This is a genomic window from Streptomyces sp. NPDC046870, from assembly GCF_040704595.1.
In the GTDB taxonomy this organism is placed as follows: domain Bacteria; phylum Actinomycetota; class Actinomycetes; order Streptomycetales; family Streptomycetaceae; genus Streptomyces; species Streptomyces argyrophylli.
The window spans coordinates 140275-159891 of the sequence record NZ_JBEYXM010000019.1; the positions used below are offsets into that span (position 1 = coordinate 140275).

Below are 19617 nucleotides of genomic sequence, written 5' to 3' on the forward strand. Positions count from 1 at the left end.
GTCAGGCGTCGGCGAGCAGCGGGTCGTACGGAGTGGAGCGCTCCCGGCCCGACATGAAGGCCAGGAAGTCCCGCACGAAGGCGCCCCGCGCGTACGTGCCGTCCGCGCCGGCCATGTCCCGCCGGAACGCGGTGCGGAACAACGCCCGGTACTCGTCCGCGTCGACACGCTGGTCGCCGTCCGCGTCGGTGACGTCGAAGAGGACCTCGGCGACCCTGATCAGGGCGGGGCCGGCGAGCGACGGCACGGCCGCCGCGTACTCCCCGGCGCTGACACGTCCGTCGCCGTCGGTGTCGAGAGCCGCCTGGAGCTCCCGCCACCAGCCGGCGAAGGCGTCGTAGAGCCGGGTCTCCTCCGGCTCGTCCAGGTCGAGGCGGCCGGCGAGTTCCCGGGCCATGGCGGCGAGGTCGGGCCAGTCCAGGTATCCGTCCCCGGTCTGGTCCAGCACCGCCGCGAAGAACTCCTCCGCGCTCCGCCGGGCCGTGCTTCCCGCGTCGGGGTCCGGCTCCTGGGACGGCAGGGGGGAGATCAGCCGGACCAGGGCTCCGGCCCGCTTCATCCGGTCCCGCAGCGCGCTGATGGTGCGGGCCCGGGGGTCGTCGCTGTCGAGGGAGACGGAGAGCAGGTCGACGACGGCGTCGGCCCGGAGCAGGCCGTCGGGCAGGAACCGCGCGAGGCCGACGGCCAGGTAGGCGCTCTGCATCAGGGTCTGGGCGCCGGGCAGCTCGGGAAGTCCGGCGCGCCGCCGGAAGGGCTCCGGCAGGGACGCCACGGTGATCACACCGATGAGCGGACCGGCGAGCGCGCGGCCGGCCGCCCACAGCGTGGGCAGACCGTGCAGCAGCGGCGGCGCGGGCAGGTGGTCGAAGAGCCGGTAGAGGATGACACGCATCGCCTCCGTGTTCTCCAGCCGCTCCTCGACCACCCGGTCGTAGTACGTCCAGAACTCCTGGACGGTGGGCGGGAGATGACCGGCGTCACCGTCCAACAGGGCCAGGTACGCACGGAACTCGGCGTACAGCTGCTCGATCGCCCACTGTTCCAGGGGCTGGCCGCTCAGGCGGCACATCGTGACGCTGCTCTCGAAGAGCGTCGCCACCACCCAGGCCCGCACCTCGGGGTCCATCGCGTCGTACGGCCGGTCGCGCGCGTCGGTGCCGCTCAGCCGGGCGTGCAGCCGGTTGAGCCGGGCCGCCTCCCTGTGCCGTACCCCGTCGTCGGGACCGAACATGCGCTGCAGGCTCACGACCGTGTTGCGCAGCCGTCGCCACGGGTGCGTCACGAACGTGGAGTTGTCGATCAGGGCCCCGCCGATCTGCGGGTGCGCCGCCTCCAGCACGGTCGCCCGGATGACGGCCAGCGCCCAGCGCGGATCGTTGAAGAAGGCGTGGAACTGGCCGCCCTCGCCGAAGAGCCGGCCGACGGTGGCCTCGGTGCCGGTGGTCCTCGGCTCGTCCCTGCCCGTGTCCGTCACGGTCGTCGTTCTCCGTTCGTGTCGGGCGCCACGCCGCCGAAGCGGCGGTCGCGCTGCTGGTAGGCGCGCAAACACTCCATGAAGTGCGGCGCGCGGAAGTCGGGCCAGAGCACCGGCGGGAACGTCCATTCCGCGTAGGCGACCTGCCAGAGCATGAAGTTGGAGATGCGCTGTTCCCCGGAGGTCCGGATGACGAGGTCCACGTCGGGGGTGTCGGGGAAGGGCAGATGAGCGGCGAAGCTCCGCTCGTCCACGGCCTCGGCCGGCACCCCGCTGCGGATCAGGGACCGTGCCGCCGCCACGATGTCCCGGCGCCCGCCGTGGTCGAAGGCGACGGTCAGCGTCATGCCCCGGTTCTCACCGGTCAGCGTCATCAGATCGGCGAAGTCCCGGGCCAGCGCCGGGGGGATACGGGGATCCGCCACCCCGAGGAACCGGCACCGGATCCCGCGCGCGTGCAGCAGCGCGGCGTGTTTGCGCACCACGCGGCGGACCAGCCGCATCAGGAAGTCGACCTCGGCGCTCGGGCGCTGCCAGTTCTCGGTGGAGAACGCGTACAGGCTCAGCCACTCGACACCGGCCGTCCGGGCCGCCTCGATGACGTCGATCACCGTCGTCTCCGCCGCGCGGTGCCCCGACGTACGCGGCAGCGAACGCCGCGCCGCCCAGCGGCCGTTGCCGTCCATCACGCAGGCCACGTGCCGCGGCGTCCGCCGGGCCGGGCCGCTGCCCTCAACCGTCACGCCTGCCCCCCGCAGCGATGAGCGGACCCCCTCGTCACGTCCAGGGTGTCAGTCCCGCGTTCCGGATACGGCGCATCGCCCGCCGTTCACCCTTGGCACGCATGTCCGAGTGGTGTGCGGCGCGTGCGGGGGCCCGCCCCCCGGCGCGCGCTGGTGCTGGGCCCCGCCCGGAACCGCCTGCCCGCAGGAGTGAGCGCGGCCCCGGCGGTGCCTAGCGTCAGGGGACATGGCGATCTCCTTACCGGGTTCCGTGTCCCGCCCGTCGACATCCGCGCGCCGTCGCCCATCCGATTCCGCGTCCCGCCGTCCGCCGGGTTCCGCGTCCCGTCCGCCCGGTTCCGCACGGCGCCGGCGTACCGGCCTGGCGGCCCTGGCCACGGCCTGCCTGATGGCCGTCGGTCCGGCCGCCGCCGCGCAGCCGTCCCGCCAGCCGGCCGGTGCCTGTGGCCCGCACCCGGCGCTGAGCCGGTCCGTGCACCGCCTCGTGGCGCACGACCGGATCCCCGGCGCCGCCGTCCTCGTCACCGGCGCCGGCCCGGACGCCCCCTGCGCCCGCTGGACGGCGGCCGACGGCGTGGCCGAACTGCGCACCGGCCGCCCCATGAACACCACCGACCGGCTGCGCGCCGGCAGCGTCACCAAGACGTTCACCGCGACGGTCGTCCTCCAACTGGCCGCCGAGCGGCGGCTGTCCCTGGACGCGCCCGTCGAGCGGTATCTGCCGGGCCTGATCCGCGGTGGCGCGTACGACGGCCGCCGGATCACCGTGCGGCAGCTCCTCCAGCACACCAGCGGGCTGCCCGACTACCTCGACGCGCCCGAGTGGCAGCACATCGAACGACTGCGGTACCGCCACTTCGAGCCGCGCCGGCTCGTCGCCCGCGCCCTGCGGCTGCCGCGCCCGGACCGCCCCTGGCACTACGCGACCACCAACTACCTCGTCGCGGGGCTGATCGTGCGCGAGGTCACCGGCCACAGCCCGGAGACCGAGATCAGCCGCCGGATCATCGCGCCCCTGGGGCTGCACGACACGTACTGGCCAGGTGACCAGACCCGCATCCGAAGCCCCTACTCGCACAGCTACTTCACCGCCGAGGACGGCCGCCGGGCGGACGGCACCGCCTGGAACACGACCTTCGGCGGGGTCGGTGGCGCCCTGGTGTCCACGCCGGCCGACCTGACCCGGTTCGCCCGGGCGCTGCTCACCGGCCGGCTGCTGCCCGCACCGCAACGCGCCGAGATGCGGCGCACGGTGGCCGCCGACCCCGACCGGCTCTGGCCCGGCGCCCGCTACGGGCTCGGCCTGATCTCCTCACCACTGTCCTGCGGCGGCACCTGGTGGGGGCACGCCGGGACCGTGCCCGGCGGGCACCGGGCGCTGGTCGCCACCGGTCCGGACGGCCGCGCCGTCGCCGTGGCCCTGAACGAGGTGCCCGCCACGCTCCAGGCCGAACAGGACTTCCTCGACGTCGTCGACAAAGCCCTCTGCGAGGGCCCGTCCGCCGAAAGGACCCCCGTATGACCCGCGCCACCTTCCCGCGCCGCCTCCTGTCCCGGGCCCCGGCGGCCCTCGCCCTCTCGCTCGCGGGCGCACTGGCCCTGGGCACCGCGCCCGCGCCGGCCGCCCCGGCCCGCCCGGCCGCCGACCCCCTCGCCCGCTACCACCACCAGCACCTCCACTGGAAGAGCTGCCGGCTCGGCCCCGACGACACCACCGGCAAGGAACTCGAACAGGCCGGTGCCCGGTGCGCCGACGTCACCGTGCCGCTGGACTACTCCCGCCCCGAGGGCCGTACGGTCACCGTCGCGATCTCCCGGATCCGGGGCACCGACACCGCCCACCGCGTCGGCGCGCTGCTGCTCAACAGCGGTGGCCCCGGCGGGCAGACGCTCGGCGATCCGCCGTGGGTGCGCAGGGCCATGAAGGACGTCGCCGAACGCTACGACGTGGTCGGCGTGGACCCCCGCTTCGTGGGCCGGAGCACCACCCTGGACTGCCACTGGCCCACCGGCAGCATGATCCGCGGCGCCGGCACCGGACGCGCCGGCTTCGACCGCATCGTCGCCCTCTCCGAAGACCTCGCCCGCCGCTGCCGCGCAAACGCGGGTGACCTGCTGCCGTACGCCACCACCCGGAACACCGCGCGCGACATGGACGTGGTCCGGGCGGCGCTGGGCGAGCGCAGGATCTCCTACCTGGGCTACTCCTACGGCACCTACCTCGGCCAGGTCTACGCGACGATGTTCCCCCGGCGCACCGGCCGGGTCGTCCTGGACGGCGTGGCCGACCCCGCCCGGTACGGCCCGCGGCTGCTGCGGGGCACGGAGGAGGCCAACCGGCACGCCCTGCGCGACTGGGCCGACTGGACGGCCGCCCACCACGCGGCCTACGGGCTGGGGCGCACCGGGAGCGCCGTCCTGGCCACCGTGGAGGGGGTCCGGTCGGCCGCCGCCCGCACGCCCCTGAGCATCGGCGGGTACCGGGTGGACGACCATGTCCTGCCCGTCCTGCTCTTCAACGGTCTCTCGCAGGACAACGCCACGGCGTACGGCGACTTCGCCCGGGGCGTGCGGGAGCTGCGACAGGCCGCCGAGGGCAGGCGGGTCACGCCCTCGCCGTGGCTGGCCTCGGCGCTGGAGTTCGTGCTGACCGGGCACGAGTCCTCGTACGGCAGCGCGCAGACCGCCATCCTCTGCGGGGACGTGGCCGCGCCGCGTGACCCGGAGACGTACTGGCGCGATCTGCGGCGCGCCGGCAGCCGGGACACGCTGTTCGCGCCCGTCACGTACGACATCAACGCGTGCGCGTTCTGGGACCCGCCGCGCGAACGTCCGACGACGGTCCGCGACGACCTGCCGGCCCTGCTCGTCAACGCCACCGGCGACCCGCGCACCGTCTACCCCATGGCCGAGGCGGTGCGCAGCGCCTGGCCCAGTTCCCGCCTGGTGACCCTGCGCGGCGCGGATCAGCACGCGGTCTACGGCGTCTACGGCAGCCGGTGCGTGGACGGCGCGGTCAACACCTACCTCGCGACCGGCCACCTCCCGCCCGGCGACCTCACCTGCCCCGCCGGCTGACCACCCGGGCCCCACCCTCCGGAGCGGTCGTGATAGTTTCAAGTTCAACAAATCTGTCGCCCGGAGGAGCCCAGGTTGACCAGTCCCGTCCCGGCCGGCGCCGACCGGCGGATCTACATCGACAAGCAGAGCCCCAAGGCGTACCACGCGCTGGTGCAGACGTCCGAGGCGGTGCGCACGGTCGCCGCCGACGCGGGCCTGGACCGGGTGCTGGTGGAACTGGTCAACCTCCGCGTGTCCCAGCTGAACGGCTGCGCCTACTGCCTGCACCTGCACACCCGGGCGGCGCTGCGGGCCGGCGACACCCCGCAGCGCCTCGGCGTGCTCGCCGCCTGGCGCGACACCGACCTCTTCACGCCCGCCGAGCGGGCCGCCCTGGCCCTCGCCGAGGCGACCACGGCCGCGGCCGACACCGCCGCCCAGGACACCGCCTACGCCGCGGCGCGGGACGTCCTCACCGAGGACCAGATATCCGCGGTGATCTGGGTGGCCGTCACCATCAACGCCTTCAACCGGGTCTCCGTCATGAGCCGGCACCGGGTGCGGGCCGAGCAGTGAGCCGACGCGGCCTCCGGGTGACCGGGAGCCGCCTCACGTCGCGGGATGCCGTTCCCGGGCCGGGACCGGCAGGACGACGATCTGCTGGACGGCCCGGCTGAGGACCAGCACGCCCGCCGCGATCAGCAGGGCCCCGCACACCTCCGGCACGAGCCACCAGCCCGTCCGGATCCGCTCCCCGAACAGGAAGACGCCGAGGGCCAGGCTCACCACCGCGTCGCCGATGGTCAGCGCGGGCTGTGCGGCGGCCAGCGGGCCGGCCTGCAGCGCGTTCTCCAGCAGGATCACGGAGGCCGCCCCGGCCAGCGCGAAGCCGTACGTCTGCCACGACCGCAGGAACTCCGCGAGACCGTGGTCGGCGAACGTGCCGGAGGCCGACTTCAGCAGGGCCGCGGTCAGGGCGTTGCCGGTCGCGGACGCGGCCGCCAGCAGCGCGGCGCGCCGGGCCGGCGGACGGCCCCGGCCGGCCAGCAGGACGGCCGCGGCCATCATGCCGAGACACAGGCACAGGGCCGGGACCCAGCGGACGAGCCGGGCCTGGTCGGTGGCACCGTGCGGGGCGGCGGCGACGAGCAGGAGGGCGAGCCCGGCCACGCAGCCGCCCACCCCCCACCAGCCCCAGGGCGGCAGCCGCCGGCGCATCAGCGGGGCGGCGACGAGCAGCGCGAAGGGCAGCTCCAGGATGAAGAGCGGCTGGACCAGCGCGAGCGGGCCGTTGACCAGGGCGAGGCTCTGGAACACCGCGGCGCAGACCACCCCGGCCATGCCGATCAGCCAGGCCGGACGGCGTGCCAGCTCCGCGACCAGCCGGATCCCGCTGCCCCGGGAGACGGACGCCGCCTTGCGCTGGAAGGCGGTGCCCACGGCGTTGCTCGCCGCTCCCGCGACGGCGAACGCCGCGGCCAGTTCGATCACGACCGTCTCCTGCCTGCGGGTCGGTCTCCCGGGGGAGTCACGGACCTTCCCAGCCTACGGAACCGGGCGGTCCCCCGCGGATCGGCCGAAGTCACCTCGCGCCGGAGCGCGCCGGAACCCGCCGGCCGGCCCCCGGGGGGTCACGCGGTCGCCGCGTCCTTCGTACGCAGGGCCGTGTCCGCCTGGCGCACCCGCCACTCCTCCACGGTGGCCTGCTGGCGCCGGGCCCGTTCCAGGAGGGTGTCGAGCCGGCCGGGGTCCAGGCGCTTGTCGGTCGTGGCGAGCCGGCGCAGGGTGAGCCACCCCGCGGCCTTGCCCTCGACCGCCAGCCGCATCGCCTCCAGCTCCAGGACCGTGCTGAGCGGGGAACGCCGTACCAGACGGCCGTTCAGCTTCAGGCGCCCCACCTTCTCGGCCGTCCAGCCCGCGTAGACCTTGGCGCGCCGCACCGGCACGTCCAGGTCCCGCATGATGTCCAGCAGTGCCGCGCGGTCCTCGTCGATCTCCGCGGCGACCGGCCCGAGGGCCCTGCCGAGCGCGGAGCCCCGGGTCGACCGCACCAGGTGGCCGATCCGCTGGGTACCCGCCGTGGCACCGGCGAGGTGGTCGTTGAGGTAGATGCCGAGCAGTTTCATGTCGGCGCCGCCCGTGCTCCGGGGGCCGGTTGTGGCGGGACGGTTCATCGCGCGCCTCCTTCGTGTGTGCCGTGGGGTCGTGGGTGCGGTGCGTCCGGCGGACCGTCTCCGGCACCCCGGCGGCGATCCGGCCGTACGGGGTGCGAGAGGCCCAGGCGTACCTTGTGCACGCCGTCCGAGTAGTGCACGAGCGGCGCGGTCGTGGGCGGTGGCAGCCCCGCCGCCCGGGTGAGGGTCTCCTCGACGGAGTCGAGCCGGGCCTCGCGCACCGGCCAGGGCGCGTGCTCCACGGGTGTCTCCCAGAGCGCGCCGAGCCGCCGGCTGAAGGCCCGCCACCGGGAGGTCAGCCACACGTCCCGGGCGCCGGGCCGGACCGGCTCACCCGGGCGGACGGCCACCTCGTACGAGGGCCCGCCGCCCCGCCGGGCGCCGGTGTAGACCACGCTGTCCCCGCGGCGCGCCACCGCCAGGCGGCCGACGTGGTACGGCACCCCGACCGCGCGGGCGGCCAGCATCACCGGGGAGGACACCTCGATGGACAGGAACCACAGCCCGTCCCGGCCGCTCCGGTCGCGCACATAGGTCCGCAGATTGGTCTCGGGGAACGAGGGCAGCGCGAGCGGGAGCCCCGGCGGGCGCACGTCGGCCATGACGAACGGGGTGAGGCTCACCCACGCCGCGCCGTCGAACGTGTCCACCACCAGTCCGTCGGGCAGCAGCCGCTGGACCTCTTCGGGCGGGTACGCCCAGTGAACGAAGGTCTGGGTCAGCCAGCCGGCCCACAACGCGGGCAGGCGCACGCGCTGCTCTGCTCCGTACGAGACCACGCGCACCGAATCCCCCGGGCGCCCGCGCCGAAACCCGGGGAGCGGTCCGGCCTGCCCGGGGGCGCCGGTTCAGGTGGCCCGGGTGCCGCCCCCGCGGCGGATCCGGCCGAGCAGGTCCCGGTGGTAGGCCGCGAGCTGCCCGGCGGGCACGGGGGCGGGGCTGCCGGTGAGCGTGTACCAGGTGTCGCTGCCGGAGTGCTGGACGACGACGCGCACGCTGTGGCCGTCGGAACTCAGGATGGTGGCGACGGTGAGGTCGCCGGTGATGACGCCGACCTCGTCGGTCATCGCGCCGCCCGGGCCGGCGGTGACCCGGTCGACGTAACGGGTGATGGCGGGAGGGTTCTTCATGGGCGCAGGTTCGCACCGGCCCGGGCCCCGGGGACCGCACCGCGCGGGTGTCGCCGTCGTTCACACCCGGCTGGACGTCGCCGTGTCCGCCGACAGCCGCTGGGCGAGGTAGATCGGGATCACCGACAGCAGGACGAGGACGGCGGCCACGACGTTCACCACCGGCGCCTGCTGCGGCCGGGTCATGTTGCCGAAGATCCAGATGGGCAGGGTCTCGATGCCCGGCCCCGCGGTGAACGTGGTGACCACGATCTCGTCGAAGGACAGGGCGAAGGCGAGCAGGCCGCCCGCCAGCAGCGCGGAGCGGACCAGCGGGAAGGTGATGTCCACGAAGGCGCGGAAGCTGGTCGCGCCGAGGTCCATGGCCGCCTCCTCGTACGAGCCGGACGTACGGCGCAGCCGGGCCACCACGTTGTTGAAGACCACGACGATGCAGAAGGTGGCGTGTCCGACGATCACGGTGAACAGCCCCAGCCCCACGCCGAGCGGCTCCAGCACCGTGCTGAAGGCCGAGTTGAGGGCGATGCCCGTGACGATGCCGGGCAGCGCGATCGGCAGGACCACGATGAAGGACACCGTGTCCCGGCCGAAGAAGCGGTGCCGGGCCACGGCGAACGCGATCAGCGTGCCGAGGACCAGCGCGACGGCCGTCGCCCCCAGCCCCGCCTTCACCGACACCCACAGGGCCTCGCGGGCACCGGAGTTGTGCGCGGCCACCGACCACCAGCGCACGGTGAGGCCCGGCGGCGGCCAGCTCGCGCTGCGGTCCGGGTTGAGGGAGTTGACCAGGACGAGCAGCAGCGGGACGTAGATCACCGCGAAGCCGAGCCCGGCGCCGATGCGCAGGGCGATGCGCGCGGTGCGGCTGAGGTGCATGGCGCTCTTCTTCTCCAGCTTCCGACGGGTGTGCGGGCGGGTCACAGGCTGTTCAGGGCGCCGGTACGGCGGATCGCCAGCAGGTACAGGACGATGACGGCCACGGGCACCGTGCCGAGGGCGGCGGCCATGGGCAGGTTGAGTTCGATGTTGGAGTAGACGAGGTTGCCGATCAACTGGGTCTTGCCGCCGACGATCTGCACGGTGATGTAGTCGCCGAGGCTGAGCGAGAAGGTGAACACCGAGCCGGCGGCGACCGAGGGCAGCACCATGGGCAGGACGACCGAGCGGAAGGTGCGCCCCGGCCGTGCCCCGAGGTCGGCGGAGGCGTCGAGCAGGTTGGCCGGGAGCTGTTCCAGCGCCGTGTGGATCGGCAGGATCATGTACGGCAGCCAGAGGTAGGTCAGGGTCAGGACGGTGGCGGGCAGGCCGTAGCCGGGCCCGCTCAGTCCGAACGGCGCGAGCATCCAGTCGGCGAGACCGCCCTCCGAGAGGATCAGCCGCCAGGCGTACACCTTGACCAGGTAACTCGCCCACAGCGGGGTGAGGATGGCGACGACGAGCAGCGGACGCCACTTCGGCCGGGCCACGCGCGCGGTGTAGAAGGCGACCGGGAAGGCGATCACCGCGCACAGGGCGGTCACCGCGAGGGCCACCCCGACGCTGCGCAGGACGACCTGCCGGAAGACCGGTGTCGTGAACAGCGCGTGGAAGTTGTCCGTCGACCACACCTTCACCACCTGGGAGGTGAAGGAGTCCGTCGTCCAGAAGGCGGAGACGAACAGCACCGCCAGCGAGCCGAGGTAGAGGACGGCGAGCCACAGCAGCGGGGCGGCGAGCAGGAGGGCCAGCCGCAGCCGGGGTCTGCGGTGCAGGGTTCCGGCGAGCCGCCGGACGGTGCCCCGGCCGGCGGCGGTCGGCAGATCGGTCGTCACGGCTCAGCCCTTGATCTCGGTCCAGGCCTGCACCCACTTGGCGTACGGGACGCAACGGACGTCCGTGCGGCCGTCGAGGCACTGCTCGATGGGCGTGTTCCAGAACGCGATCTTCTTCCAGTAGCTCTCGTCGGCGGCGTGGTAGACCGTGCAGAAGTTCTTGTCGCTGGTCTCCGCGCACGCCTTGGCGTTGGCGGGAGCCTCGCCGAAGTACTCGGCGACCTGGGCGTTGACCTTGGGGGAGACGATCCAGTCCAGCCACTTGTAGGCGCAGTTGGGGTGCTTGGCCTTGGCGGAGACCATCCAGGTGTCCGACCAGCCGGTCGAACCCTCCTTCGGCACCAGCGCCTTGACCTTCGCGCCCTCGGAGGCGGCGAGGTTGGCGATGACCTGCCAGGTCGTGCCGACCACCGAGTCCCCGCTCTTGAAGGCGGAGACCTCCTTCAGGTAGTCGCTCCAGTACTCCCCGACGTTCGCGTTCTGCCGCTTCAGCAGGGCCACGGCGGCGTCGAACTGCTTCTGGTCGAGCGCGTACGGGTCCTTGATCTTCAACTCGGGCCTGGTGGCCTTGAGGTACAGGGCGGCGTCGGCGATGTAGATCGGCGAGTCGTAGGCGGTGACGTGCCCCTTGTACCGGGCGGCGTCGTCGAAGACGGCGGACCAGGAGGTGGGCGCGGGCTTCACCTTGGCGGTGTCGTACATCAGCAGGTTGGCGCCCCGGCCGTGCGGGATGCCGTACATCTTCCCCTTGACGGAGTTCCAGGCACCGTTCTTCAACCCGCTGAAGACGTCCTTGTAGTTGGGGACCAGAGCGGTGTTGACGGGGGCCGCGTCACCGGAGGCGATCAGGCGCAGCGAGGCGTCGCCGGAGGCGGAGACGGCGTCGTACTCGCCGGTCTTCATCAGCTTGACCATCTCGTCCGAGCTGGCGGCGACCTTCGAGTGGACCTGGCACCCCGTCTGCTTCTCGAAGCCGGAGACCCAGTCCGCCTTGGGGTCGTTGGAGCCGTCCTCGACGTAGCCGGCCCAGGCGACGAGGTTGACCTGGCCCTCCGTCCTGCCGAGCTTCGCGGGGGCCTCGAGGTCGGGCGGGTTGAGGCCGGTGGCGGAGGTGCCGCCGGAGCCGGAGGAGTCGCAGGCGGTGGCGAGCAGCAGCGCGGCGGCGCAGACGGCCGAGGCACGCAGGGTACGGGTGAGACGCACGGCGTTCTCCAGGGGGAGGGGGACGGTGTCAGGAGGGGAGCCGGACGGCGTGCCGGCGGTGCCACTGCAGGCGGACCCGGGTGCCGCGGTAGGCGGCGACGTCCGCGGAGGAGGTCTCCAGGTTCTGCTGGAGCGCGGTGAGCCGGCCGCCGCCGTCCAGGTCGACCAGGAAGCGGGTGGCGTCGCCGAGGTAGACGACCTCGGCGACGGTGCCGGTGGCCGTGGCGTGCCCGGGCTCGTCGGCCTCGGCGGCCTCCTTCAGGACGCGGATCTTCTCCGGACGGATGTTGTACGTGCCGGCCGTGCCGGTGATCCGGTGGGCCGCCTCGCCTTCGAGCAGGTTGGAGGTGCCGACGAAGGAGGCGACGAAGGGGGTCGCGGGGCGTTCGTAGATCTCCGCGGGGGTGCCGACCTGGGCGACGCGGCCCTGGTCGAAGACGGCGATCCGGTCGCTCATCGTCAGGGCCTCCTCCTGGTCGTGGGTGACGAAGACGAAGGTGATGCCCACCTCGCGCTGGATGGCCTTGAGTTCGACCTGCATCTGCTCGCGCAGCTTCAGGTCGAGCGCGCCGAGCGGTTCGTCCAGCAGCAGGACGCGGGGACGGCCGACGAGCGCGCGGGCGAGCGCGACCCGCTGGCGCTGACCGCCGGAGAGCTGGGAGGGCCGCCGCTGGCCGTAGCCTTCGAGGCGGACCTCGGCCAGCGCCTTGCGGGCGCGGACCAGGCGTTCCGCCTTGGGGGTCCGGCGGATCCTCAGCCCGTAGGCGACGTTCTGTTCGACCGTCATGTGCGGGAACAGCGCGTAGTCCTGGAAGACGGTGTGCACGTCCCGCTCGAACGGGGCGAGGCCGGTGACCTCCTGCCCGGCGAGTTCGATCCGGCCCTGGTCCGGGGTCTCGAACCCGGCGACGAGCCGCAGCACCGTCGTCTTTCCGGAGCCGGACGGGCCGAGCATCGAGAAGAACTCGCCGTCCCGTATCTCCAGGTCGACCCCGTCGACGGCGGTGGTGCCGCCGAACGACTTCCGCAGACCCTGGAGCCGGATCGCCATTCCCTCCATACGGGAACCTTTCTGGCGCGCTGATCGTTGACCGTAAACATATGAAGTCATAGGTCATAGCTCAAGGTCCCCTTAAGGTAAAGCTTGAGTCAACGCACGAGGTGATGGCCGTGAGGCAGCACGAGACCGACGGAGGCGCCCGCAAGGCGGTCTTCAGCCCGGTGGACAGCCGGGCCCGCGTGGACGCCGTCGTCCGCCGCCTCGGCGACGCCATAGAGCTGGGCCTCCTCGCCGACGGCGAACAGCTCCCCGGCGAGAGCGAACTGGCCGGACAGCTCGGTGTCTCCACGGTCACCCTGCGCGAGGCGCTCATGGCACTGCGGCAGCAGGGCCTGCTCACCACCCGCCGGGGCCGCGGCGGGGGCAGCTTCGTCTCGCTGCCCGAGGTGCCCGCCGACGACCGGCTCAGGGCGCGGCTGCGCGGCTGGAGCACCGAGGAGCTGCGGGACCTCGGCGACCACTGGGCCGCCCTGTCCGGAGCCGCCGCCCGGCTCGCCGCCCAGCGCACCGAACCCGCGGACCTCCACCCCCTGCGCCGCACGGCCGAGGAGCTGGGCCACGCCGAGGACGCGGCGGCGCGCAGCCGGCTGTACGGCCGCTTCCACGTCGAGCTCGCCGCCGCCGCGCAGTCCGCCCGGCTCACCCGCGAACAGGTCGCCCTGCAGAGCGAGGTCGGCGCCCTGCTCTGCCTCGTCCTCGCCGACGACGCATGTCGTGAAGAAGTTGCGGACCGTCATCGCGCCGTCATCTCCGCCGTGCAGGATGGGGCCCACGAAACGGCCGGCACGCTGGCCGAGCGGTGCGTCAGGGAGGCGACGGGGCGGCTCGTCGCCGTACGTCTCACCCTCTGACCGCGCCGCGTCCGGTTCTTCGTCCGCTGGAGGACACATGGGCGTCAGCGCCGGGCCGGCCACTGCCGCGACGGATCAGGAGGCGTGGGTGGCCGCGCGGGTGTGCGGCGCGCTGGAGGCCGTCTTCGCGTCGGTCGCCGCCACCCGTGCCGACACCGCGGCCCTGCTGGAGCGGGTGGCCGCCGAGGGGCGCCGGCCCGCCAGCCGCGACCTCGCCGCACTGCGCCCCGGTCTCCATCTGCGCCTGAACCACGAGGAACTGGTCTCCGGCGCCGGCTTCGTCGCCGCCCCCGGCCTGCTGACCGACGTGCCGGCCTGGCTGGAGTGGTGGCAGGCGGCCGCCGACGGCGCCGTACGCCCGCTTCTCCTCGATCTCGACCCCGGTCGGTCGGCCTACTCCGACTACACGCACTGGGACTGGTTCGCGCTGCCCCGGGACACCGGGCGCCGGGCCGTCGCCGGACCGTACGTGGACTACCTCTGCTCCGACGAGTACAGCCTCACGCTGTCCGAACCGGTGTGGAGCGAGGGGCGGTTCGCCGGGGTCGCCGCGGCCGACGTGTACCTGCGGCACTTCGAGGCGGCCGTGCTCCCGCTGCTGCGCCGCCTGTCCCGGCCGGCCCGCCTGGTGAACGCGCGCGGCCGGGTCGCCGCCTCCGCCGACCCCGCCCACCTGGCCGGCTCCCTCACCAAGGGCCCGGACTTCGGCGAGCTCCTCACCGCTGGGCGGCCCGCCGGGTACGACGGCCTGCGGCTGGTGCCGTGCCCGGGCGTGCCGCTGGTGCTGGTGCTCGCCTGAGCGCTCTCCGGCCGGCCCCGCGCACGCGCGCGACCCCGGGCCGCCCGTGCCCGGGGTCCGTCGTGCGGTACGGCCGGCGTCAGGCCGCGAGGCGCTCCGCGAGCTGCTTGGCCTTGTCGGCCGCGGCGGCGTGGGCCTGGTCCCGGGAGGCCTCGTACAGCGGGATCAGCTCGGCCATCGCCGGGTTCTGCGGGGCCATGGTCAGCTCCGGGACGATGAAGTCCAGGTCCAGGCCCAGGGCGTCGGCGAGGACGGCCGTGAGGTAGTTCTGGACGTACTCGTACCCCTCGCGCGGGGTGCCCGGCGCGTAGGAGCCGCCGCGGCTGGCGACGACGGTGACCGGGGTGCCCTTGGCGGACGGGGTCTCGCCCGCGGTGCGGCCGAACAGGATCACGTTGTCCAGCCAGGCCTTCAGGGTCGACGGGATCGTGTAGTTGTACATCGGGGCGCCGATCAGCACCGCGTCGGCCTGCTCCAGCTCCTCGATCAGCTTGACGCGCTCCGCGAAGACGGCGGCCTGCTCGGGCGAGTGCGCGGACGGGGGGACGAAGCCGGCGACGTGCGCCTCCGCCGAGAGGTGCGGCACGGGTTCCGCGGCCAGGTCGCGGTAGACGACCGTGCCGCCGGGGTGCTGCTCCTCCCAGTGCTTGCGGAAGGTCTCCGTCACGGCGCGGGAAGCCGACGCCTCGGTCGAGAACACGGACGAGTCGATGTGCAGCAGGGTAGGCATGCGGATTTCTCCTGAAATAAGGCAGGACAGCCTGACACCGAGGTGCCGGCTCACGTTTCGTTCAGAACTATGTTTAACACACTCACTTACTTTTTCTCAGCCCCCTACGGCGGGGTAGTAAGCTGGGGCCATGGCGGCGGAGCAGAACCACGACAGCGCGGCGTGCAAACGGGTGGACGACGGCATCACCCGGGTCTTCCAGTTGCTCGGCAAACGCTGGAGTGGCCCGATCGTGGCCGTCCTCGTCGAACAGCCCGCGTACTTCGCCGACCTGCGGCGGGCCATCCCCGGCATCAGCGAGCGCATGCTCTCCGACCGGCTCGCCGAGCTCGGCGCGGCCGGCCTCGTCCTGCGCGAGGTCGACGAGGGGCCGCCGCTGCGCGTGTCCTACCGGCTGACCGAGTCCGGCGCCGCCCTGGAGCCCGCCCTGCGCAAACTGGCGGACTGGGCCAAGGCCTACCTGCCGGAGGCGTCGGGATGCACCGAGGCGAACCTGGAACGTCCGGCCGGGGCGCGGGGCTAGGGTCCTGCGTTCGGGTCAGGCCGGATCGGGGCGCGGTGCCAGGGCCCGCGTCAGTCGACCGGCCAGGTGTGCACCGGCGCGTTGAGATGCATGTAGTCGATGTACACCTGGGTCATCCGGCGCAGCACCTCGTGCCGGCCGGCGTGCGTCGTGCCGGCGAGGTGGTGGAACGTCTCCTTCTGCCACACCGCTCCGTTGCGTGCCGTGACGCAGCGCTGCTCGATGACGCCGAGCAACGGCTCCCGCCAGGCCGCGTCCATGCCCGACTGCTCCAGCCCGCGGTGCGCGAGCGGCAGCAGCCGCCGCAGCACCAGCTCCGGCACCGGCACCTCGCCCATCCCGGGCCAGTACAGCCGCGCGTCGATGCCGTGCCGGGCGGCTGCGTGCAGGTTGTCCCGGGCGGCCGAGAAGGACATCCGCGACCACACCGGACGGTCCTCCTCCACCAGGGCCCGGGTGAGGCCGTAGTAGAAGGCGCCGTTGGCGAGGGTGTCGGCCACGGTCGGGCCGGCGGGCAGCACCCGGTTCTCCACCCGGATGTGCGGCAGGTCGTTCGCGACGGCGTAGACCGGCCGGTTCCAGCGGTAGATCGTGCCGTTGTGCAGGGTCAGTTCGGGCAGCTCGGGGACGTCGCCGCGGTCCAGCGTCTCCGCCGGGTCCTGGTCGTCGCACAGGGGCAGGAGGGCCGGGAAGTACCGCAGGTTCTCCTCGAACAGATCGAAGACGCTGTTGATCCACTGCTCACCGAACCACACCCGGGGCCGTACACCCTGGACCTTGATCTCCTCCGGGCGGGTGTCGGTGGCCTGCTCGAACAGCGGGATGCGCGTCTCGTGCCACAGCTCCTTGCCGAACAGGAACGGGGAGTTGGCCGCGAGCGCCACCTGCACCCCGGAGATCGCCTGCGCCGCGTTCCAGTAACCGGCGAAGTCCTCGGGGGACACCTGGAGATGGAACTGCGTGCTCGTGCACGCGGCCTCCGGGGTGATCGTGTCCGCGTAGGTGCGCAGCCGGTCGGCTCCGTCGATCTCGATGCGCAGGTCCTCGCCGCGGGCCGCGAAGACCTGGTCGTTGAGCAGACGGTAGCGGGGGTTCTCCGACAGGGTGTCCTCGCCGATGTCCTCCTGCCGCAGCGTGGGCAGGATGCCGACCATGAGCAGGCGGGTGCCGACCGAGCGGGCCCGCTGGTCGGCGTGGTTCAGCGCGGCCCGGATCTCCGACTCCCAGGCGTCCGGTCCGCCCGCCGTCAGCCGCCGGGGCGGCACGTTGATCTCCAGGTTGAACCGGCCCAGCTCGGTGGACCAGGCCGGGTCGGAGATCGCCTCCAGTACATCGGTGTTCCGCATCGCCGGCTCGGCGTCGTCGTCGACCAGGTTCAGCTCGATCTCCAGGCCGACCTGTGGCCGCTCCGACTCGAACCGTGCCTCACGGAGCATCTGCGCGAAGGCGTCCAGGCACTCCTGCATCTTGATCCGGTACCGGCGGCGGTCCTCGCGGGTGAAGACGAGCGCCGGGACGTCACGCCCCATCGACCCTCCAGCGTCCCTCGTCGGACCTCTCCCCCCAGCGTGGCACCAGCGGCGGACGGCCACCATGCGGACGAGGAGCCGGGGGCGGGAGACTCGGCCCGGCCTCGGAAGGGGGGTGCGGCGGGCGGGGTTCCGGCTCGGCCCCGCCGAGGCCGTACGCACGAGCGGGTCGGGAAGCCGTCGGCGAACCGGGCGAGGCCACCGGAACGACCCGGCCGGTCGGCGGCGGCCCCGCGCCGTGGTGCGGCCACGGGGCCGGCCGCTGCCGCGCCGTCGGCCCGTGCACCCGCGTACCCGCGCACCGCGAGGACCGTGCGCGGGCCCGTCGGTCAGGTGGTCTTGCGGGCCACGCCGCCGTAGAAGCCGATCTGTGCCGAGTGGGGCGGCGGCGGGGTGTCCGGGCGCCAGAAGGGCACCTGGGCCAGGCCGGGTTCGACGAGGTCGAAGCCCTCGAAGAACCGCTCCACCTCCGCGCGGGTGCGCAGGTTCAGGGAGGCGGTCGCGTTGGAGTACACGGCCTGTGCGGCGCTGCGGTCGGCGAAGTCGCCGGTGGCGTGCGAGAGCACCAGGAAACTGCCCGCGGGCAACGCGTCGCGCAGGGTGGCGACGATCTCGGCGGGCCGGTCCTCGTCGGTGAGGAAGTGCAGGACGGCGACGAGGAGCAGGGCGACCGGCTGGTCGAAGTCGATGAGCTGGCGGACGTCGGGGTGGTCCAGGACGGACCGCGGTTCCCGCACGTCGCCCAGGATGATGCGGGTCGTGCCGGACCGGCTGAGCAGGGCGTTGCCGTGCGCGGCCACGATCGGGTCGTTGTCGACGTAGGCCACGCGGACGTCCGGGGCCACCGACTGCGCGACCTCGTGCACGTTGGGCGAGGTGGGCAGTCCGGTGCCGATGTCCAGGATCTGGCGGACCCCGCCGCCGACGACGTAGCGGACGGCGCGCTGCAGGAAGGCCCGGTTGGCGCGTACACCGATCCGCGCCTCGGGTGCCGCGGCGGCGAGTCGGTCGCCGGCCTGCTGGTCCACCTCGTAGTTGTCCTTGCCGCCCAGCAGGTAGTCGTAGATCCGCGCGGGATGCGGTTTGCTGGTGTCGATGCCCACGGCCTCGAAGCCGTCCTGTGTCACGCTGAGCTCCTCTCGACGACCCTCACGGCCCGGGTCCGCGCACGGCCGGGCACAGCTTCCCACATCACCGCTCAACTTCGGTCATCGCGTCGGGAGTTCCCGCAGGTTACCGGTGCCGCGTGGGGAGCGGGCCGCCGGTGCCGGACCCGCGCCGCGCGTGCGGCGCCTCACCCGGCCGGACCCTTCCGGCTGGCCCGCACGGGCCCGGCGCCGCAGGGTCGGAACAGGACCGGGATCCCGGCACGTCCGCCGAGGGCGGACCCCACGGACCGGCACGTCGCCCCGCCGCGCGGCGGTGGCGGGCCGGTCCGGCGGGCGCGGGGAACGGTGAATCCATGCGCTCGGGCCGTTCCCCGCCCCGCCGGACACCGCCCGCTCGCACCACCGGGTCACGCGGCCCACCCGAGTCGCCCGGTCACGCCGCCCGGTCATGCGGCCCGCCCGAGTCGTCCGGTCACGCCGCCCGGTGGATCCGTACCGGCAGAGGCATCCGCACCAGCCCGTCCGTGGCGCACGCCCACACATGCGTGCCTTGATGGGCTTGCCTCTGGAAACCGATCGGTTTACGGTGGCGGAAACAGATCGGTTTCCAAGGTTGGAGAGAGACATGACGTCGATCAAGAACTCTGTCGCGCTGGTCACCGGCGGCAGCCGTGGTCTGGGCAAGGCGCTGGTGGAGGAGCTGTACGCCCGGGGCGCCGCCAAGGTGTACGCCACGGCCCGCGACCCGCGCAGCGTCACGCACCCCGACGCCGTACCTCTCGCGCTGGAGGTCACCGACCCCGCGTCCGTCGCGGCAGCGGCGGCGCAGGCCGGGGACGTCACCGTCCTGGTCAACAACGCGGGCATCTCGGTCGGCGCGCACTCCTTCCTGGACGCCCCGCTGGAGGACGTGCGCCGTGAGTTCGAGACCAACTTCTACGGACCGCTGCTGGTCACCCGCGCCTTCGTGCCGGCCATCGAGCGCAACGGCGGCGGACACCTCCTCAACGTCCACTCCGTCCTGTCCTGGATCGGCATCGCCGGCTCGTACAGCGCGACCAAGGCGGCCCTGTGGTCGCAGACCAACTCGCTCCGCCTGGAGCTGAAGGACCGGGGCATCGGGGTCACCGGACTGCACGTCGGCTACGTCGACACCGACATGGCCGCACACGTGGACGGGCCCAAGTCCGCCCCGCGGGACGTCGCCGCGCTCGCCCTCGACGGTGTGGAGGCCGGGACGTACGAGGTGCTGGCGGACGACATCAGCCGACAGGTCAAGGCGGGACTCTCCGCAGACCCGGCCGCGCTGTACCCCCAGCTGTCGGCCTAGGGTCTTTCGTTTGGATCAGGCCGGATCAGGGAGCGGGGTCTGGTGCCGTGCATCGCAAGGCGGAGGAGGGCGCCATGGCGGAGCCATGGCA

Annotated in this window: 20 protein-coding genes; 7 read left to right on the top strand and 13 right to left on the bottom strand. The window is 73.3% G+C overall.

The window, feature by feature from the left end:
* Window position 1: 1 nt before the first annotated feature.
* The gene (locus AB0946_RS30840; RefSeq protein ID WP_366763945.1) at window positions 2-1474 is read right to left on the bottom strand and encodes an oxygenase MpaB family protein; all 1473 of its coding nucleotides are present in this window, start codon (window positions 1472-1474) and stop codon (window positions 2-4) included.
* Window positions 1471-2217: a polyprenyl diphosphate synthase gene (uppS, locus tag AB0946_RS30845; RefSeq protein WP_366763946.1), complete on the bottom strand. Its 747-nt coding sequence runs from the start codon at window positions 2215-2217 to the stop codon at window positions 1471-1473. The genes AB0946_RS30840 and uppS overlap by 4 nt, the downstream gene beginning before the upstream one ends.
* Window positions 2218-2605: 388 nt before the next feature.
* Between uppS and AB0946_RS30850 the strand changes: the two genes are divergently transcribed.
* The 3 genes from AB0946_RS30850 (at window position 2606) to AB0946_RS30860 (ending at window position 5853) form a co-directional block, all read left to right on the top strand.
* The gene (locus AB0946_RS30850) at window positions 2606-3739 is read left to right on the top strand and encodes a serine hydrolase domain-containing protein (protein WP_366763947.1); all 1134 of its coding nucleotides are present in this window, start codon (window positions 2606-2608) and stop codon (window positions 3737-3739) included.
* Window positions 3736-5295 carry an alpha/beta fold hydrolase gene (locus AB0946_RS30855; protein WP_366763948.1) on the top strand — a complete coding sequence of 520 codons (1560 nt, stop codon included), beginning with the start codon at window positions 3736-3738 and terminating at the stop codon, window positions 5293-5295. The genes AB0946_RS30850 and AB0946_RS30855 overlap by 4 nt, the downstream gene beginning before the upstream one ends.
* Window positions 5296-5370: 75 nt before the next feature.
* On the top strand, window positions 5371-5853 hold the full coding sequence (locus AB0946_RS30860) for a carboxymuconolactone decarboxylase family protein (protein ID WP_366763949.1): 483 nt from the start codon (window positions 5371-5373) through the stop codon (window positions 5851-5853).
* A 33-nt stretch (window positions 5854-5886) separates the two neighbouring features.
* Here AB0946_RS30860 and AB0946_RS30865 read toward each other — a convergent pair whose 3' ends face one another.
* The 8 genes from AB0946_RS30865 to AB0946_RS30900 form a co-directional block, all read right to left on the bottom strand.
* Entirely contained in the window at window positions 5887-6768 is an 882-nt protein-coding gene (locus AB0946_RS30865) for a DMT family transporter (RefSeq protein ID WP_366763950.1), read from the bottom strand.
* 140 nt (window positions 6769-6908) lie between these two features.
* Window positions 6909-7451 (bottom strand): hypothetical protein, encoded by a 543-nt coding sequence (locus AB0946_RS30870; RefSeq protein WP_366763951.1) that lies wholly within the window; start codon window positions 7449-7451, stop codon window positions 6909-6911.
* Complete coding sequence (locus AB0946_RS30875) at window positions 7448-8230, bottom strand: DUF2071 domain-containing protein (protein WP_366763952.1); 783 nt, start codon at window positions 8228-8230, stop codon at window positions 7448-7450. Before AB0946_RS30875 ends, AB0946_RS30870 begins: the two co-directional genes overlap by 4 nt.
* Window positions 8231-8299: 69 nt before the next feature.
* The gene (locus AB0946_RS30880; protein WP_171150319.1) at window positions 8300-8581 is read right to left on the bottom strand and encodes a hypothetical protein; all 282 of its coding nucleotides are present in this window, start codon (window positions 8579-8581) and stop codon (window positions 8300-8302) included.
* Window positions 8582-8641: 60 nt separating this feature from the next.
* Complete coding sequence (locus AB0946_RS30885) at window positions 8642-9457, bottom strand: ABC transporter permease (RefSeq protein WP_366763953.1); 816 nt, start codon at window positions 9455-9457, stop codon at window positions 8642-8644.
* A gap of 41 nt (window positions 9458-9498) precedes the next feature.
* The gene (locus tag AB0946_RS30890; protein WP_366763954.1) at window positions 9499-10392 is read right to left on the bottom strand and encodes an ABC transporter permease; all 894 of its coding nucleotides are present in this window, start codon (window positions 10390-10392) and stop codon (window positions 9499-9501) included.
* 3 nt (window positions 10393-10395) lie between these two features.
* Entirely contained in the window at window positions 10396-11595 is a 1200-nt protein-coding gene (locus AB0946_RS30895) for an ABC transporter substrate-binding protein (protein ID WP_366763955.1), read from the bottom strand.
* A 28-nt stretch (window positions 11596-11623) separates the two neighbouring features.
* Entirely contained in the window at window positions 11624-12655 is a 1032-nt protein-coding gene (locus AB0946_RS30900; protein ID WP_366763956.1) for an ABC transporter ATP-binding protein, read from the bottom strand.
* 104 nt (window positions 12656-12759) lie between these two features.
* Here AB0946_RS30900 and AB0946_RS30905 point away from each other — a divergent pair, with 104 nt between their 5' ends.
* Both AB0946_RS30905 and AB0946_RS30910 read left to right on the top strand, forming a co-directional pair.
* Entirely contained in the window at window positions 12760-13506 is a 747-nt protein-coding gene (locus AB0946_RS30905) for a GntR family transcriptional regulator (RefSeq protein WP_366763957.1), read from the top strand.
* Window positions 13507-13543: 37 nt separating this feature from the next.
* Window positions 13544-14305, top strand: a complete 762-nt coding sequence (locus tag AB0946_RS30910; protein ID WP_366763958.1) for a cache domain-containing protein — start codon at window positions 13544-13546, stop codon at window positions 14303-14305.
* 79 nt (window positions 14306-14384) lie between these two features.
* Here the strand turns inward: AB0946_RS30910 and AB0946_RS30915 are convergent, their stop codons facing one another.
* Window positions 14385-15035, bottom strand: a complete 651-nt coding sequence (locus AB0946_RS30915; protein ID WP_366763959.1) for an NAD(P)H-dependent oxidoreductase — start codon at window positions 15033-15035, stop codon at window positions 14385-14387.
* A 130-nt stretch (window positions 15036-15165) separates the two neighbouring features.
* Between AB0946_RS30915 and AB0946_RS30920 the strand changes: the two genes are divergently transcribed.
* Window positions 15166-15558 carry a helix-turn-helix domain-containing protein gene (locus AB0946_RS30920; protein WP_366763960.1) on the top strand — a complete coding sequence of 131 codons (393 nt, stop codon included), beginning with the start codon at window positions 15166-15168 and terminating at the stop codon, window positions 15556-15558.
* A 50-nt stretch (window positions 15559-15608) separates the two neighbouring features.
* Here the strand turns inward: AB0946_RS30920 and AB0946_RS30925 are convergent, their stop codons facing one another.
* Window positions 15609-17087, bottom strand: a complete 1479-nt coding sequence (locus AB0946_RS30925) for a glutamate--cysteine ligase (protein ID WP_366763961.1) — start codon at window positions 17085-17087, stop codon at window positions 15609-15611.
* Between the two features lie 329 nt (window positions 17088-17416).
* Window positions 17417-18214, bottom strand: coding sequence for an SAM-dependent methyltransferase (locus tag AB0946_RS30930; RefSeq protein WP_366763962.1), 798 nt, complete (start codon window positions 18212-18214; stop codon window positions 17417-17419).
* Between the two features lie 607 nt (window positions 18215-18821).
* Between AB0946_RS30930 and AB0946_RS30935 the strand changes: the two genes are divergently transcribed.
* Window positions 18822-19526 (top strand): SDR family oxidoreductase, encoded by a 705-nt coding sequence (locus AB0946_RS30935; RefSeq protein WP_366763963.1) that lies wholly within the window; start codon window positions 18822-18824, stop codon window positions 19524-19526.
* Window positions 19527-19617: the final 91 nt, after the last annotated feature.

What these genes read in the sequence shown, in the direction of transcription:
- AB0946_RS30850 (WP_366763947.1), top strand. Translation starts at nt 2,606, where the DNA reads ATGGCCGTCGGTCCGGCCGCCGCCGCGCAGCCGTCCCGCCAGCCGGCC.
- AB0946_RS30855 (WP_366763948.1), top strand. Translation starts at nt 3,736, where the DNA reads ATGACCCGCGCCACCTTCCCGCGCCGCCTCCTGTCCCGGGCCCCGGCG.
- AB0946_RS30870 (WP_366763951.1), bottom strand. Translation starts at nt 7,451, where the DNA reads ATGAACCGTCCCGCCACAACCGGCCCCCGGAGCACGGGCGGCGCCGAC.
- AB0946_RS30880 (WP_171150319.1), bottom strand. Translation starts at nt 8,581, where the DNA reads ATGAAGAACCCTCCCGCCATCACCCGTTACGTCGACCGGGTCACCGCC.
- AB0946_RS30885 (WP_366763953.1), bottom strand. Translation starts at nt 9,457, where the DNA reads ATGCACCTCAGCCGCACCGCGCGCATCGCCCTGCGCATCGGCGCCGGG.
- AB0946_RS30900 (WP_366763956.1), bottom strand. Translation starts at nt 12,655, where the DNA reads ATGGAGGGAATGGCGATCCGGCTCCAGGGTCTGCGGAAGTCGTTCGGC.
- AB0946_RS30905 (WP_366763957.1), top strand. Translation starts at nt 12,760, where the DNA reads ATGGCCGTGAGGCAGCACGAGACCGACGGAGGCGCCCGCAAGGCGGTC.
- AB0946_RS30910 (WP_366763958.1), top strand. Translation starts at nt 13,544, where the DNA reads ATGGGCGTCAGCGCCGGGCCGGCCACTGCCGCGACGGATCAGGAGGCG.
- AB0946_RS30915 (WP_366763959.1), bottom strand. Translation starts at nt 15,035, where the DNA reads ATGCCTACCCTGCTGCACATCGACTCGTCCGTGTTCTCGACCGAGGCG.
- AB0946_RS30920 (WP_366763960.1), top strand. Translation starts at nt 15,166, where the DNA reads ATGGCGGCGGAGCAGAACCACGACAGCGCGGCGTGCAAACGGGTGGAC.
- AB0946_RS30925 (WP_366763961.1), bottom strand. Translation starts at nt 17,087, where the DNA reads ATGGGGCGTGACGTCCCGGCGCTCGTCTTCACCCGCGAGGACCGCCGC.
- AB0946_RS30935 (WP_366763963.1), top strand. Translation starts at nt 18,822, where the DNA reads ATGACGTCGATCAAGAACTCTGTCGCGCTGGTCACCGGCGGCAGCCGT.